We start from the raw sequence: 15,602 nt of genomic DNA on the forward strand, positions 1-15,602 counted from the left end.
GATGAGCGTCCTGCGCTTCGACAACGTCAGCAAGCGATACGAGGGTGGCCACGACGCGCTGAGCGAAGTGAGCTTCGACGTCGCGCAGGGCGAGATGCTGTTCGTCACCGGCCATTCCGGGGCGGGCAAGAGCACGCTGCTCAAACTCATCCATCTGTCCGAGCGTCCCAGCCGCGGCGCCGTGCTGTTCGGCGACCGCAACCTGCTGAAGGTGCGCGGTCGCCGCATCGCCCTGCACCGGCGCGAGGTGGGCGTGGTGTTCCAGGACCATCGTCTGCTCGCCGACCGCAGCGTCGCCGACAACGTTGCCCTGCCGTTGATCCTGCGCGGCATGCGCCGTGGCGATATCGGCAAGCGCGTGCGCAACGTGCTCGACAAGGTCGGCCTGGGTGCGCGCGCGAACGCGCTGCCGACGCAGCTTTCCGCCGGTGAACAGCAGCGCGTGGGCATTGCCCGCGCCATCGTCGGCGAGCCGCGCCTGCTGGTCGCCGACGAGCCCACGGGCAACCTGGATCCCACGCTGTCGGCGGAGATCATGGCGTTGTTCGAATCGCTGCCCGAGCGCGGCACCAGCGTGCTCGTCGCCAGCCACGACCTGGCGCTGGTCAAGCGCATGAAGAAGCGTGTGCTGGTGTTGAACCAGGGACGCCTGGTCGATGACATCTCGCCGCAGGACCTGGCCCAGTGAGCGCGCCCGCCGCCAACGGTTCCACGCGCCCCGCGCGCCCGAATTCGCGCCTGGGCACCTGGTTCGACCATCACGTCTACAGTCTGGTCGCCAGCGTCGGGCGCATGCTGCACAAGCCGTGGGCGACCGCGCTGACGATCGGCGTGATGGCGGTGGCGATCACGCTGCCGCTGGGCCTGTGGGCGGCGCTGGGCAATGTCGAGCGCTTCACCGGGACGGTGCAGCAGTCGCGGCAGATCAGCCTGTTCCTGAAGCCGCAGGTGTCGCTCGACCGCGCCCGGGTGCTGGCCGATGAATTGCGCGGCCGCGGCGACGTCGCCTCGCTCGATCTGCGCACGCCCGAGCAGGGCATGGAAGAACTGCGCCGCAGCAGCGGTCTGGGCGAGGCGATCAGCGCCGTCGACGGCAATCCGCTGCCGAGCGTGCTGATCGTGACGCCGAAGGGCGACGAGACGATGCTCGCCGAATCGCTGCGCACGCTGCCGGACGTCGACGTCGTCCAGCACGACGCCGCCTGGCGCCAGCGCCTGGATCACTGGCTGCGATTCGGCGTGCGGCTGGCGTGGGTGCTGGCGGCGCTGCTCGGTCTGGGCGCGCTGCTGGTGGTGGGCAACACCGTGCGGCTGGACATCCAGTCGCGTCGCGAGGAAATCGCAGTGCTGCAGCAGCTCGGCGCCACCGACGGCTTCATTCGCCGGCCGTTCCTGTATCTGGGCCTGAGCTATGGACTGGCTGCAGGCCTGATCGCGCTGGGCCTGCTCACCGCCGCCGACCACGCGCTGCGCGAGCCGCTGGCCGAACTGGCGCGCAGCTACGGCAGCCATTTCGCCCTGGAAGGCTTCGACCTTCGCAGCGCGATCGCCATCGTGGTGGGCGCGGGCGTGCTGGGCTGGCTCGGCGCCGGCCTGGTGACCGGCCATTACCTGCGCCAGACGCGATCGACGACATGAGCCAGGATCTCCGCCACCTCGCCAACGCCGCCCCACGCATCATGGTGGTCGATGGCTCCAAGCTGGTGCGCAAGCTCATCGGCGACGTGCTTGCGCGCGAGTTGAGCGACGCGGTCGTCGTGCCCTGCGCCGGCATCGCCGAGGCGCGTGCCGCGCTGGCTGGCGGTGCGGTCGACTTGGTGACCACGTCGCTCGTCCTGCCCGACGGTGACGGCATCGCGCTCGCCCGCGTCGTGCGCGAATCGGCGGGGCAGGCGTACGTGCCGATCATCGTCGTCTCCGGTGATGCGCAGTCGCATCTGGAATCGCGCCGCTTCACCGAGGACGTCACCGACTACTTCGACAAGGCGCTGGGCCACAGCGCGCTGGCCGCGTTCATCCGCGGCTATGTGCAGCCGCAGCCGATCCCCGGCGCGCGCGTGCTGTACGTGGAAGACAGCAAGGTCGTCGCGCTGGCGACCAAGCGCATGCTCGAACGCCACGGCCTCACCGTGCTGCATTTCGTCGGCGTGGAAGAAGCGCTGGAGTTCCTGGAAGCCCGCCGCGGCCAGGACGACATCGGCTGCGACCTCGTGCTCACCGACGTCTATTTGAAGGGTGCGCTGAGCGGAAACGACCTGCTCGCGCGCCTGCGCGAGGATTTCGGCTTCGGCAAACGCCGGCTGCCCGTGCTGGTGATGACCGGTGACGGTAACGCGGACAATCAGAGCGCGCTCATTCGCGCGGGTGCGAACGATCTGGTGCTCAAGCCGATCGAAGAGCGCCTGCTGGTGACCAAGACGCTGTTCCAGCTGCGCCTGGCGCGGTTGCCGGAGCCGACGGCACTGGACGCATGAACGACGCGGCCGACGCGAAGGACAAGGTCCGGCTCGAGCCGTCGTGGAAGGCGAAAGTCGGCGATTACGTGCAACTGCCGCAGATGCAGCAGCTGTCGGCCTTCCTGCGTGATCGCAAGGCGGCTGGGGCGCGGATCTTCCCGGCCGGTGCGGACATCTTCGCCGCCTTCGATGCGACGCCGTTCGACCGGGTGAAGGTCGTCATCCTCGGCCAGGACCCGTACCACGGCGCCGGCCAGGCGCATGGCCTGTGCTTCTCGGTGCAGCCGGGCGTGGCGGTGCCGCCGTCGCTGGACAACATCTTCAAGGAGATCCAGCGCGACCTGGGCATCGCCCGGCCGGACCACGGCTGCCTGCTGCCCTGGGCGCAGCGCGGCGTGTTGCTGCTCAACGCGGTGCTGACGGTGGAAGAAGGCCGGGCCGGCGCGCATCAGGGCAAGGGCTGGGAAGGCTTCACCGACCACGTGGTCGACGTGCTCAACCGCGAGCGCGAGGGCTTGGTGTTCATGCTCTGGGGCAGCTACGCCCAGGCCAAGGGCAAGGTCATCGACCCGCGCCGCCACAAGGTCCTCAAGGCGCCGCATCCCTCGCCGCTGTCGGCGCACCGGGGGTTCATCGGCTCGGGGCACTTCTCGGCCGCCAATGAGTACCTCGTCCGCCACGGCCAGGCGCCCATCGACTGGTCGCTCCCCGCCCGGGCCGCCCTGCCGGGCTGAGCGGGCCGGTGAACTTTCGGCCCGGATCCGGGTCTATCTACGGTCGCCAAGGTTCAGGGCGACACCCCCGATGGCCGGTCGCCCCGGTGCTCCCAAGTGATTGATCTGTAAAGATCGATACCGAATGTTGGGCGTATCCTGAGGCTCCCCGTTTGTCCCACCCATGAAACACTGAGGCCCTTTCGACCTTTAGCAGAGCCCCATATCGACTGCTAAGATTGCCCCCATGACCCAGAACAGCCTGACCCTCCCCCTGGTTACCAACAACCTCCCGGTGCCGAGTGCGCTCGGTTCGCTGGACGCCTACGTCAACGCTGTGCATCGCATCCCGGTGCTTACCGCCGAGAACGAGCAGGTGCTGGCGCGTCGCTTCCGCGACGAGCAGGACCTCGACGCCGCCCGCGAGCTGGTGCATTCCCACCTGCGTTTCGTCGTGCATGTCGCCCGTGGCTATAACGGTTACGGCCTGCAGATCGGCGACCTGATCCAGGAAGGCAACATCGGCCTGATGAAGGCGGTCAAGCGCTTCGACCCGGAACAGGGCGTGCGCCTGGTGTCCTTCGCGGTCCACTGGATCCGCGCCGAGATGCACGAGTTCATCCTCAAGAACTGGCGCATCGTGAAGGTCGCCACGACCAAGGCGCAGCGCAAGCTCTTCTTCAACCTGCGCAAGTCCAAGACCCGCCTGGGCTGGATGAATGCCGAGGAAGTCCGTGCCGTCGCCCAGGACCTGAACGTCTCCGAGCGCGAAGTGCTCGAGATGGAATCGCGCCTGTCGGGCCGCGACATCGGTTTCGATGCGCCGGACGATGACGACGACAACGCTCCGCCGTCGCCGGTCGCGTACCTGCGCACCGACGCCGAGGATCCGTCGCAGACCTACGAGCGCGAGGACGAAGAGGACAACCACCTCGCCCTGCTGCGCGAAGGCCTGTCGGGTCTGGATCAGCGCTCGCGCGATATCGTCAAGCGCCGCTGGCTGGATTCGGAAAGCAAGATCACGCTGCAGGAACTGGCCGACGAATACGGCGTCAGCGCCGAACGCATCCGCCAGATCGAAGCCAACGCGCTGAAGAAGATGCGCGCGCTGTTCGCGGCGTAAGGCGACGCTTCAAGCGATGCACGGAACGGCCCGGGAAACCGGGCCGTTTTCGTTTGCGCCGCGTCCGGGCGACGGATGTGATCGCAAGGATCGGATATCGCCCCGCACACTGGGGCGCGAGCATGGCGGCATCCATCGGGAGCCCGCCATGTTCCGCATCCACGCCTTGCCCGCAGCGCAGTTCCAGCCGTTGTTTTCCCTGTCCGACGAAGAACTCGCCGCGCACGACATCGTCCGCGTCACCGCCGACGCACCGAACGGCTTCCCGTGTCGCGTCGGTCTGCGCGATGCCGAGCCCGGCGAGCGGCTGCTGCTGCTTCCATACGAGCACCATGCTGTCGCTTCACCCTACCGGGGCTCGGGCGCGATCTACGTGCGCGAGCACGCGGCGGAGGCCTCACCGCCGGCCGATGAAGTCCCGGAGCAGTTGCGTCGCCGATTGCTGTCGGTTCGCGCCTACGGCGCCGACGGCATGATGCGCATCGCCGATGTCGTCGACGGGCAGCAGATCGAAACGCTCATCGCCCGCTTCTTCGACATGCCGGGCGTCGAATACCTGCACGTGCACTACGCCAGGTATGGCTGTTACGCGTGCCGCATCACACGCGAGGTTTAGCGCGCCGGTGGCGATCGCTCGCCACCCAGGATGATCCGCGCATGCCGCTGGTAGCTCCAGTAAGACCACGCCCAGTTGAGCAGGACGATGAGCCGGTTGCGGAAGCCGATCAGGAAGAACACGTGCGCGGCCAGCCAGAACCACCAGGCAAGCAGGCCGGAGAGCTTGAAGCCGTGCAGGTCGACGACCGCCGCCATGCGGCCGATCGTGGCGAGGTTGCCGAAGTCCCGATAGCGGAATGCCGGCGCGGGTTTGCCGGCGAGTCGCGCCTGGATCGCCTGCGCAACATGCGCGCCCATCTGCTTCGCGGCCGGCGCGATGCCGGGCACCGGCTTGCCGTTCTGCTGCACGCTGGCGAGATCGCCGGCGATGAAGATCTCCGGGTGGCCCGGCACGCTGAGGTCCGCTTCCAGCGGCACGCGACCGGCGCGATCACGCGGCACGTCGAGCAGCGCGCCCAGCGGTGATGCTGCGACGCCGGCGGCCCACAGTACCGTGCGCGCGGGAACGAACGTGTTGCCGAGCGTGTAGCCGTTGGCATCGATCGCGCTGACCGGCGTGCCCGTGACGACCTCGACGCCGAGCTTGTGCAGCTGCATGCGTGCGCGTTCGGACAGCGATTCCGGGAACGAGGCGAGCACGCGCGGCCCCGCTTCGATCAGCCGCACTTTCGCGTGCGAGGGATCGATGTTGCGGAACTCGCGCTTGAGCGTGTGCCGCGCGATCTCCGCCAACGTGCCCGCCAGCTCGACGCCGGTCGGACCGCCGCCGACGACCGCGAAACTGAGCCACGCTTCGCGCTCGGCGGGATCCTCACAGACTTCGGCGCGTTCGAAGGCGAGCAGCAGCCTGCGGCGGATCGCCAGCGCGTCGTCCAGCGTCTTCAGCCCCGGCGCATCCTGGCTCCATTCGTCATGACCGAAGTAGGCATGCGTCGCCCCGCTGGCGAGCAACAGATAGTCGTAGGTTTCGGCATCGCCGTCGGCCAGCGACACCGTACGCGCCTGCGTGTCGATGCCGACCACTTCGCCCAACCTTACTTCGACGTTGCGCTGGTTGCGCAGGATGTGGCGCAGCGGTGCGGCGATGTCAGGCGAGGACAGGCCGGCGGTCGCCACCTGGTACAGCAGCGGCTGGAAGAGGTGATGGTTGCGGCGGTCGATCAGCGTGATGCGCACGTCGCTGCGAGCCAGCGCGCGCGTCGCCCAGAGACCGCCGAAGCCGCCACCCACGATGATGACGTGCGGTTGCGTCGAGGTGTCGGTCATGCGCTTGTCCGTTGTCTTGTGTCGGTATCGACGGGGTCGGTGAGGTCGTAGTCGCGGTCGATGCGCGAGTGCAGCTTGGTGTCGCGCATCAGGGCATAAACGCCGAGCGAAACCGCGACGCATGCCGTCACGTAAACGTAGAACCACGACTCGTGCCCCGCCTGCTTGAACCACAGCGCGATGTACTCCGCGGTGCCGCCGAACAGCGACACCGTGAGTGCGTACGGCAGGCCGACGCCGAGCGCACGGATGTGTGCGGGGAACAACTCCGCCTTCACCACTGCGTTGATCGAGGTGTAGCCGCTCACGATCAACAAGCCCGACATCACCCACAGGAACGCTTCGAGCACGGTGCGCGCATGTGCGATGCCGCTGAGGATGGTGTAGGTGAACAAGGTGCCGAGCACGCCGAAGGCGATCAGGATCGGCCGTCGTCCGGTGCGATCCGACAAGGCCCCCACCAGCGGCTGCAACAGCATGAACACGAACAGCGAAGCCGCCGAGATCAGCGTCGCATCGGCCTTGCTGAAGCCGCCGGTGTTGACCAGGAACTTCTGCGGGTACGTGGTGAAGGTGTAGAACGAGAGCGTGCCGCCCATCGTCAGCCCGATGACGGTGAGCACTTCGCGCGGATGCTGCATCAGCACGCGAAGGCTTCCGCGCTGCGCGTGGTCACGTGAGCGTGCGGCGGCGAACGACTCGGTTTCCTGCATGCCGCGCCGCAGCCACAGCGCCGTCACCGCGCACAACGCGCCGACGACGAACGGAATGCGCCAGCCCCAGTCGTGGAGCTGCTCCTCGGTGAGGAACGCGCGCTGGAGCACGACGAGCAGCGCCAGCGCGATCAGTTGGCCCATCACCAGCGTCACGTACTGGAAGCTGGACCAGAAGCCGCGGTGCTTCGACTGCGCCATCTCGCTCAGGTAGGTCGCGGACGTGCCGTACTCGCCGCCGACGCTCAGGCCCTGCAGCAATCGCGCGAACACCAGCAACGCCGGCGCCGCGATGCCGATGCGCTCGTGCCCCGGTGCGATCGCGATCAGCAGCGAGCCGGCGCACATCAGCAGGACCGACAGCATCAGCGCGGCTTTGCGCCCGTGGCGATCGGCATACAGGCCCAGCAGCCAGCCGCCGACGGGGCGCATCAGGAAGCCGACCGCGAACACCGCCGCCGTGTCCAGCAGCTGCGCGGTGGTGTCGCCCTTGGGGAAGAAATGCGGTGCGAAGTAGATCGCGAAAGCGGAGTAGGCGTACCAGTCGTACCACTCCACCAGATTGCCGACCGAACCGCTGAAGATGCTGCGCAGGCGCTGGGTGGGTGTCATCGGGGCGGTGGCATCCATGCGGGCAAGTTTGCCCGAATCGGCGCGCGTGCGCCTTGGCGCACGGTGATCGTCGCCGTGATGTAGCTCGGGTAAGCGCAGCGCACCCGGGGCGCCGTCACGCTCACGTACCCGGGTGCGCTGCGCTTACCCGGGCTACACATGCGAAAAGTGATGGTTCCCGAAAAGCAAAAGCCCGGCCGAAGCCGGGCTTTCGATCAACCGCCGGAAGGCCTCAGCCCCCCAGCCGCTCCGCCAGCATCGCCTCCAGCTTGCGCTGGTCGGCGGCGAACTTGCGGATACCGTCGGCGAGCTTGTCGGTCGCCATCGCATCCTCGTTGTGCTGCCAGCGGAAGGCCGCCTCGTCCATGCGCGCCGGTGCCGGCGCACGCTCGCCGTTGTCCACCAGTGCACGCGGCACGTCGCCGCTGCCGTTGGCCAGGTCGTTGAGCAGGTCAGGCGAGATCGTCAGCCGGTCGCAGCCGGCCAGTGCGAGCACCTGCCCGGTGTTGCGGAAGCTTGCGCCCATCACCACCGTGTTGAAGCCGTGGCGCTTGTAGTGGTGCCAGATGCGCGTCACCGACTGCACGCCCGGGTCGTCCTGCGGCGTGGCGGGCTTTTCGGCGCCGTTGGCCAGGTACCAGTCGTAGATGCGGCCGACGAAGGGCGAGATCAGGAACACGCCCGCCTCGGCGCAGGCCACGGCCTGGGCGAAGGAGAACAGCAGGGTGAGGTTGCAGTTGACGCCTTCACGCTCCAGTTGCTCGGCCGCGCGGATGCCTTCCCACGTGGAGGCGATCTTGATCAGCAGCCGCTCGCGGCCGATGCCGACCTGCTCGTACAGCGCGACCAGCTTGCGCGCCTGCGCCAGCGTGGCCGCCGTGTCGAAGCTGTGGCGCGCGTCCACTTCGGTGGACACGCGGCCGGGGACGAGCTTGAGGATCTCCACGCCCACCGTGACCGCCAGCAGATCGGCGGCGTCGGCGACGCGGGCGGCCAGGTCGGTGCCGCGCGCCTGCGAGATCGCCGAGTCGATCAGCGGCGCATAGCGCGACGAAGAGGCCGCCTTGAGCAGCAGCGACGGGTTGGTGGTGGCGTCGAGCGGGTGGAAGCGGGCGATGGCGTCGATGTCGCCGGTGTCGGCGACGACCGCCGACAGGGCGCGGAGCTGTTCGAGCTGGTTGGTCATGGCGTGGTTCGTGGGGTAGTCGATGAGTGCCGCCCCATTGTGCGCGAAGGGGCGGGGCCGGGGTAGCGCTACCAGGGCCCCGGGGAGCGTGACACCGCACACGGGGAGCGTGCGCTAGGCTGGCCTGCGTCGCCGCCTCCCGCAGCCCCTCACCGGAACCCCGCGCCATGGCCGAACCCGAGCGCCGCATCGCCCTGCTGATCGACGCCGACAACGCGCCGGCGGCCAAGATCGACGTGATCCTGGGCGAGGTCGCCCGGCACGGCGTGGCCAACGTCCGCCGCGCCTACGGCAACTGGAAGAGTCCGCATCTCAAAAGCTGGGAGGCGACGCTGCACGAGTACGCGATCCGCCCGATCCAGCAGTTCGCCTACAGCACCGGCAAGAACGCTTCCGACATGGCGATGGTGATCGACGCCATGGACCTGCTGTACGCGCGCAACCTCGACGGCTTCGCCATCGTGTCCAGCGATGCCGACTTCACTCCGCTGGTGATGCGCCTGCTCACCGATGGCGTGAAGGTGTATGGCTTCGGCGAGAAGAAGACACCCGAAGCCTTCGTCAACGCGTGCTCCAAGTTCACCTATCTGGAAGCGCTGGGCATACCCGCTGCGGTGGGAAACGGTGCAGAGCCCAAGCCGAAGGACAAGCAGGAGCTGCGAAGCGATACCCGCCTGCTACAGATGCTGCGAAGCGCGGTCGATGCGGCGAGCGATGAAGAGGGCTGGGCGCGCCTGAGCACGGTCGGCAGCCAGATCGGCAACCAGGCCTCGTTCGATTCGCGCAACTACGGCTATGGAAAGTTGATCAACCTGATCGAGGCGATCGGCCTGTTCGAAGTCAGGCGGGAGCAGCTGAACGTCTGGATCCGCGAGAAGAAGAAGGGCAAGCCGCGGGCGAAGGCGGTCGGTTCGAAGGACCCCACGTAGCTCGGCGTCCCTTGCCGGGGCACTAACGCCCGCACGCCTAGACTCGCCGCCATGTACGGCGGCATGGCCCTGGGCGGAGTTGCGCATCGCTGCGCGATGGCGGCGGCGGTGTTCTTCGCGATGGAGGCTGCGTTCGCGCAGCCGGCCGATCCCTATGCCGCATCGCGCGCCGCGCTGATCGCCGAACTGCGCGAACAGTCGCGTGCCGATGCCGGCACGGCGACGCGGATCGATCCGGCCGTGCTGCGCATCCTCGCCCGCGTGCCGCGCCACGAGTACGTCCCGGCCTCGGAACGACGCGACGCCTACGAAAACCGTCCGCTCGGCATCGGCTACGGCCAGACCATCTCGCAGCCGTACATCGTCGCGCTCATGACGACGCTGGCGCAGCCGCGCGCGGGCCAGGCGGTGCTGGAGATCGGCACGGGCTCGGGCTATCAGGCCGCGGTGCTCGCCGAAACGGGCGCCAAGGTCCACACGATCGAGATCGTCGCGCCACTGGCAACGCAGGCCGCGCAGCGCCTGCGCCGCTATCCCAACGTCACCACGCGCACCGCCGACGGCTACTACGGATGGAAGGAACACGCGCCGTTCGATGCGATCGTCGTGACGGCCGCGGCGTCGTCGATTCCGCCGCCGCTGGTGGAGCAGCTCAAGCCCGGTGGCCGCATGGTCATCCCGGTCGGAAGCAGCTTCTTCACCCAGACGCTGCTGCTCGTGGAGAAGGACGAACGCGCTCGCGTGCGCACGCGGCAGATCCTGCCCGTGCGTTTCGTGCCGCTGACGGGTGGGCCGTGAGCCGCGCGAGCGTGGATGCCGAGGCGCAAACGCGAACCCCGCGTGCGGACCTCGCGGGACGTGACGCGGCCAAGCCCGGCACCTCACTGATCGTCGCCATCGCGCTCCTGTCGGCCGCCGCACTGGCCTGGCAACTGCTGCTGATGCGCTGGCTTGCCATCGCGCACTGGCATCCGTTCGCGGTGATGATCATCAGCCTTGCGTTGCTCGGCCACGGCGCCAGCGGCACATGGTTGAGCCTGTGGTTGCGGGGCGATGGCCGGGAGCGACTGGCGCGTCGCTTCAACAACGCCTTCGCCGGGTGCGCATTGCTGTTCGCCGCCAGCGCCGCGATCACGCTGGTGGTCGCGCGCGCGTTGCCCTTCAACGGCCTGGAGCTGGTGTGGAATCCGCGCCAGCTGCTGTGGCTCAGCGCGCTCTACCTCACCCTGTCGGTGCCGTTCTTCTTCGCGGCGGCGTGCTTCGGCCTCGCATTCGCGCGGCATGGGGCGCAGATTCCCGCGTTGTACGGCGCGGACCTGCTGGGCGCGGCCATCGGTGCGCTGGCGGCGCTGGCGTCCAGCCTGATGCCGGTGCAACACGGTTTGTTGCTGGCCGCATTGTGCGGGCCCATCGCTGCGTGGATCGTCGCGCGCGAGCGGGCGCCGCGTGTGGGCGCCGTCGTCGTGGCGCTGGCGCTGCTCGCACTCGCGCCGACCCACGTGCTTGCGCCGAACGCGAACGAGTTCAAGGGAATGAGCAAGACGCTGCTTCTGCCACAGGCGCGCGTGATCGCGCAGGGCTTCGATCCTTATGGAAGCTTCGCGATCGTCGACAGCCCGCGCGTGCCATTGCGCCACGCGCCGGGCCTGAGCTTGTCGCATGCGGAAGAGCCGCCGCCGCAGTTGGCGCTTTACACCGATGGAGACGGACTGTCGCCAATCGTGCGCGACGATGGCCGCAGAGACTGGCAATGGCTGGAAGCGATGACATCGGCGCTGCCGTACCGCATGCGCACGCCCGACACCGTGCTGGTGCTCGGTGCGGGCGGCGGCATGGACGTGCTGCAGGCGTTGAACCTGGGCGCGCGCCACGTGGACGCGGTGGAGCAGTCGGCGCGGCGACTGCGCTGGGTCCAGGACGACTTTGCCGCCTATACGGGCGGACTGCTGCACGACCGGCGCGTGCGCATGTTCGTCGCCGAGCCGCGCAGCTTCGTGCGCGCCAGCCGTGATCGCTATGACCTGATCGTCCTCGCGGGCGGCGAATCCTTCGCCAGCGGCGGCGCCGGCGTGCAATCGGCGAGCGAGCAGTACGCGCTCACCGTCGAGGCGATGCGCGAGTATCTGGACAGACTTACGCCGAACGGCCTGATCGTCGCCACGCGCTGGAGCAAGCAGCCGCCGCGCGACGAACTCAAGCTGTTCGCCACCGCCGTCGCCGCACTGCGCGGCGAGGGCGTGGCCGAACCCGCGCAACACATCGCTGCGATCCGCAACTGGGACGCGAGCACCTGGCTGGTCGCGCGTTCCGCGCTGCCGCCTCAAGCGGTTACCGCGCTGCTGCGGTTTTCCGATCGACACGGCTTCGATGTCGTGCACGCACCGGGCTGGCGCGTTCGTGCGCAGGAGCGTTTCCATCTTCTCGATCCACCGACGCTGTACGACGGCACGCAGACCTTGCTCGCGCCCGGACCGCAGGCGCGCGAGTACATCCGCGCCTATCGCTTCGACATCGAGCCCGCACGCGACGACCGGCCCTACTTCGCGCATTCCTTCCGCTGGCGCAGCCTGCCCGAGCTGATGCGCCTGCGCGCGCAGGGCAGTGCGGTGCTGCTGGATTCAGGTTATCTGCTGGTGGTGGCGGCGCTGCTGCAGGCGGTTCCGCTCGCACTGCTGCTCGTGCTGCTGCCCCTGCGTGCGTTGCCGGCGCCGCGCGCGCAGGTCCCGCTGTCGCGCACGCGCATGGGCCTGTACTTCCTCGCGCTGGGGCTGGCGTTCCTGCTGGTCGAGATCGTCACGCTGTCGCGCCTGACCCTGCTGATCGGCCACCCGTGGCTGGCGGCGAACGTGGGCCTGGCGGCGATCCTGCTGTGCGCGGGCCTGGGCAGCCTGCATGCGCAGCGGTTCGTGTCGGACGCGGACGATGGCATGCTCGCGCGCCGCGTTGGTTGGGCGGTGCGCGCGATCGTGTTCGGATTGCTCTGGCAGTTTGTCGTGTTTGCGGCAGGTCATGCGCTCGCGGCTTCGTGGCCCGTGTGGGGACGCGCGATGCTGGCATTCGTCGGCATTGCGCCGCTGGCGTTCGCGATGGGCATACCGTTTCCGCTGGGCCTGGCGCGTCTGGCGCGAAGCGCACCGGCGTTCGTGCCGTGGGCGTGGGGACTCAATGGCTGCGCATCGGTGATCGCCGCGTTGCTGGCGCTGCTGCTGTCGATCGCGATCGGGTTGCGCGCGACGCTGATCGTGGCGCTGGCGTTGTATGTGTTTGCGGCGTGGGTGTGGCGGGAAGGCCGGGATTCGGGATTGGGGATTGGAGATTCGTAAGAGCGAGATCCTGCTCTGCGAATCTCGAATTCCGAATCCCGCCACTCAGTACAAATCCACCGGATCCACATCCAGCGACCAGCGCACCTTGCGCGTTTCCGTTGCGGCGTAGATCGCGGGCAGGGCCGCTTCGAGCGCGGCGTGCAGGCTGCGGCGGTCGGCGGCGGACAGCAGCAGTTGCATGCGCTGAAAGCCGGCCCGGCGCGGCATCGGGGCGGGGAGTGGGCCGTGCAGGTCGAGGGGCGCGTTCGTCTCGCGCAGCGCCTCGCGCGCCATGCGCAGGAAAGCATCGCAGGCTTCCACCTGCTGCGCCTCGGCGCGGAACATCGCCATGTGCGCGAACGGAGGGAAGCCGGCCAGCTCGCGCTGCGCGAGTTCGGCCTCGGCGAAAGCGTGGTAGCCGCCACTGAGCAGCGTCGCCAGCAGCGGGTGGTCCGGATGGTGCGTCTGCAGCAGCACTTCGCCGCGGCGATGCGCGCGACCGGCGCGTCCGGCCACCTGGATCAGCAGTTGCGCGAGCTTCTCGGGCGCGCGGAAGTCCGCCGAGAACAGGCCTTCGTCCACGCCGACCACGGCGACCAGCGTCAGGTGGGGCAGGTCGTGTCCCTTGGCCAGCATCTGCGTGCCGACGAGGATGCCGCGCTGCGTGCCGAACTTCGCCAGCGCCTGTTCCAGTGCGTCGCGGCGTTGCGTGGTGCCGCGGTCGATGCGCAGCACGGGAACGTCGGCGAAGCGCGCCGCGAGCACTTCCTCGATACGTTCTGTGCCCGCGCCCTGCGGTTGCAGCGCCAGCCCGCCGCAGTCCGGGCAGGCGTTCGGCACGGGCCGGCGCGCGCCGCAGTGATGGCATTGCAGGCGGCGACCGCCGGCATGCACCGTCATCGGCGCGTCGCAGCGCTGGCACTGGGCGCTCCAGCCGCAGTCGTGGCACAGCAGCACGGGCGCGTAGCCGCGCCGGTTCTTGAACACCAGCACCTGTCCGTCGGCGTCGAGCGCGGCGGCGATGGTGTCCAGCATTTCCGGCGACAGCCCGGCCTCCAGCGGCCGCTTGCGCACGTCGCACACGCGCACCGACGGCGGCTGCGCCTGGCCCGCGCGCTGTTGCAGGCGCAGGTGCGCATAGCGACCGGCCTGTGCGTTGCGCAGCGATTCCAGCGAAGGCGTGGCGCTGCCCAGCAGCACCGGCACGCCCAGCGCCTTGCCGCGCACCAGGGCGAAGTCGCGGGCGTGGTAGCGGATGCCGTCGAGCTGCTTGAAGCTGCCGTCGTGTTCCTCGTCGACCACGATCAGCCCGGCTTCGGGCAAGGGCAGGAACACCGCCGAGCGGGTCCCGACCACCACCCGCGCCTCGCCCCGCGCGAAGGCGGTCCAGGTGCGGGCGCGCTCGCCGTCGCTCAGGCCCGAGTGCAGCGCGTGCACCGGAACGCCCAGGCGGGCGCGGAAGCGCGCCAGGGTCTGCGGGGTCAGGCCGATCTCCGGCACCAGCACCAGCGCCTGCTTGCCTCGCGCCAGGCAGTCGGCGATGGCGTGCAGGTAGACCTCCGTCTTGCCGCTGCCGGTGACGCCGTCCAGCAGCATGGCCGCGAAGCCGGCGCGGGCGGCCAGGATCGTGTCGACCGCCGCCTGCTGTTCGGGGTTGAGGTCCGGGCCTGGACGCGGGAGGGGGGCGTGGGCGACGGCCGGAACGGCCAGGCGCTCCGCCAACCCCCGCTTGGCGAGCGCGCGGGCGGCGCTGCGCCAGTCGTCGTCCTCCCCGTCCAGCGTGTCCTCGTCGCACGGCCCGGCCAGGAGCCGGTCCGCGAGGCGGCGCGGCTTACCGTTGCGCAGGCGCTCACGCGCGGTGTGGCCGGCTTCGGTGAGCTGCCAGGCCCAGGCGTGGGTGTCGGGCAGGGCGTCGCCGCGGCGCAGGGCCGCCGGCAGGGCGGTCGCCAACACTTCGCCCAGCGGCGCATGGGTGTAGCGGGCGAGCCATTGCAGGGACTCCAGGAGTTCGCCTTGCAGGACGGGTTCGGGGTCGAGGCGGGCAAGCGCGTGTTTGAGCTCGGGCGCTCCAGGCTCGATGGGCCCGGTTTCGGCGACGATGCCGACCAGTTCGCGACTTCCGAACGGAACTCGCACGCGCAGACCGATGTCGCCCGGCAGGGCCGTCTCACCGGCCGGTGGCCGGTAGTCGAACAGGCGCGGCAGCGGCACGGGCAGGGCCAGCCGCCAGACGGGCGGCGAGGGCGCGGGCGTGTCGGGCATCGGCGCAGTCTACCGGGCCCGACTGGCACGGAAGTGGCCGGGGAGTTTGCAGGCCATTGCTGCCCGCTGTGTGACAAAAGTCACGCAAGTGCCCGGCCGCAAAGCGAAAAGCTCCTTATCCACACGAGCTGTGGATAAATCTGTGCATTGCTGGTTGCGAGTGATACGCGACAACGTAGAAACAAGCCTCCCCGCTACGTTGGTGAAAAAAGTGCCAAAGCACTTATTGCCATTGAAATCAATGCTTTAAGTGTGAAACATGGTTGTCACTCGGCTGAAGCGGCCGTTCAGGATCGACGGCATGACCGAACGGTTACTGCTGTGCACAACCGCTTTTCGGACGTAGGCCGCGCCACGCTTGAAGGAGCGCCTCACTCAGTATTGTCAAGCGGTTTTTCACGCGTCCGGCCTCGCTATGA

13 protein-coding genes are annotated in these 15,602 nt (G+C 68.8%); 9 read left to right on the forward strand and 4 right to left on the reverse strand.

Going from position 1 to position 15,602, the window contains the following annotated elements; genetic code table 11:
• Position 1: 1 nt before the first annotated feature.
• The 6 genes from ftsE to AAFF32_RS04655 all read left to right on the forward strand — a co-directional run bounded on the left by ftsE (position 2) and on the right by AAFF32_RS04655 (position 4,908).
• Positions 2 to 688, forward strand: a complete 687-nt coding sequence (ftsE, locus tag AAFF32_RS04630; protein ID WP_216964529.1) for a cell division ATP-binding protein FtsE — start codon at positions 2 to 4, stop codon at positions 686 to 688.
• Positions 685 to 1,638 (forward strand): permease-like cell division protein FtsX, encoded by a 954-nt coding sequence (gene ftsX / locus AAFF32_RS04635; protein ID WP_216964527.1) that lies wholly within the window; start codon positions 685 to 687, stop codon positions 1,636 to 1,638. The genes ftsE and ftsX overlap by 4 nt, the downstream gene beginning before the upstream one ends.
• On the forward strand, positions 1,635 to 2,474 hold the full coding sequence (locus tag AAFF32_RS04640; protein WP_216964519.1) for a response regulator: 840 nt from the start codon (positions 1,635 to 1,637) through the stop codon (positions 2,472 to 2,474). The genes ftsX and AAFF32_RS04640 overlap by 4 nt, the downstream gene beginning before the upstream one ends.
• Positions 2,471 to 3,190, forward strand: a complete 720-nt coding sequence (gene ung, locus AAFF32_RS04645) for a uracil-DNA glycosylase (protein ID WP_342316620.1) — start codon at positions 2,471 to 2,473, stop codon at positions 3,188 to 3,190. The genes AAFF32_RS04640 and ung overlap by 4 nt, the downstream gene beginning before the upstream one ends.
• Positions 3,191 to 3,416: 226 nt before the next feature.
• Positions 3,417 to 4,292: an RNA polymerase sigma factor RpoH gene (gene rpoH, locus AAFF32_RS04650; protein ID WP_216964515.1), complete on the forward strand. Its 876-nt coding sequence runs from the start codon at positions 3,417 to 3,419 to the stop codon at positions 4,290 to 4,292.
• Between the two features lie 148 nt (positions 4,293 to 4,440).
• Positions 4,441 to 4,908, forward strand: a complete 468-nt coding sequence (locus tag AAFF32_RS04655; protein ID WP_216964506.1) for a DUF1203 domain-containing protein — start codon at positions 4,441 to 4,443, stop codon at positions 4,906 to 4,908.
• Here the strand turns inward: AAFF32_RS04655 and AAFF32_RS04660 are convergent.
• The 3 genes from AAFF32_RS04660 to tal all read right to left on the reverse strand — a co-directional run bounded on the left by AAFF32_RS04660 (position 4,905) and on the right by tal (position 8,687).
• Positions 4,905 to 6,176 (reverse strand): NAD(P)/FAD-dependent oxidoreductase, encoded by a 1,272-nt coding sequence (locus tag AAFF32_RS04660; protein WP_342316621.1) that lies wholly within the window; start codon positions 6,174 to 6,176, stop codon positions 4,905 to 4,907. The genes AAFF32_RS04655 and AAFF32_RS04660 overlap by 4 nt on opposite strands.
• Positions 6,173 to 7,519 carry an MFS transporter gene (locus AAFF32_RS04665; RefSeq protein WP_342316622.1) on the reverse strand — a complete coding sequence of 449 codons (1,347 nt, stop codon included), beginning with the start codon at positions 7,517 to 7,519 and terminating at the stop codon, positions 6,173 to 6,175. Before AAFF32_RS04665 ends, AAFF32_RS04660 begins: the two co-directional genes overlap by 4 nt.
• A 214-nt stretch (positions 7,520 to 7,733) precedes the next feature.
• On the reverse strand, positions 7,734 to 8,687 hold the full coding sequence (gene tal / locus AAFF32_RS04670; protein WP_216964501.1) for a transaldolase: 954 nt from the start codon (positions 8,685 to 8,687) through the stop codon (positions 7,734 to 7,736).
• A gap of 167 nt (positions 8,688 to 8,854) precedes the next feature.
• Between tal and AAFF32_RS04675 the strand changes: the two genes are divergently transcribed.
• From AAFF32_RS04675 to AAFF32_RS04685, 3 genes are read left to right on the forward strand one after another with little or no spacing between them, the layout of a single operon-like run.
• Entirely contained in the window at positions 8,855 to 9,616 is a 762-nt protein-coding gene (locus tag AAFF32_RS04675) for an NYN domain-containing protein (protein WP_342316623.1), read from the forward strand.
• Positions 9,617 to 9,667: 51 nt separating this feature from the next.
• Entirely contained in the window at positions 9,668 to 10,414 is a 747-nt protein-coding gene (locus AAFF32_RS04680) for a protein-L-isoaspartate(D-aspartate) O-methyltransferase (protein ID WP_342316624.1), read from the forward strand.
• A complete protein-coding gene (locus tag AAFF32_RS04685; protein ID WP_342316625.1) occupies positions 10,411 to 12,939 on the forward strand; it encodes a hypothetical protein in 2,529 nt (842 codons plus the stop codon). The genes AAFF32_RS04680 and AAFF32_RS04685 overlap by 4 nt, the downstream gene beginning before the upstream one ends.
• Positions 12,940 to 12,984: 45 nt before the next feature.
• Here AAFF32_RS04685 and AAFF32_RS04690 read toward each other — a convergent pair whose 3' ends face one another.
• Entirely contained in the window at positions 12,985 to 15,183 is a 2,199-nt protein-coding gene (locus AAFF32_RS04690; RefSeq protein WP_342316626.1) for a primosomal protein N', read from the reverse strand.
• Between the last annotated feature and the right edge of the window lie 419 nt (positions 15,184 to 15,602).

Origin of the sequence: Lysobacter sp. FW306-1B-D06B, assembly GCF_038446665.1 — a bacterium.
GTDB lineage: Bacteria > Pseudomonadota > Gammaproteobacteria > Xanthomonadales > Xanthomonadaceae > Lysobacter_J.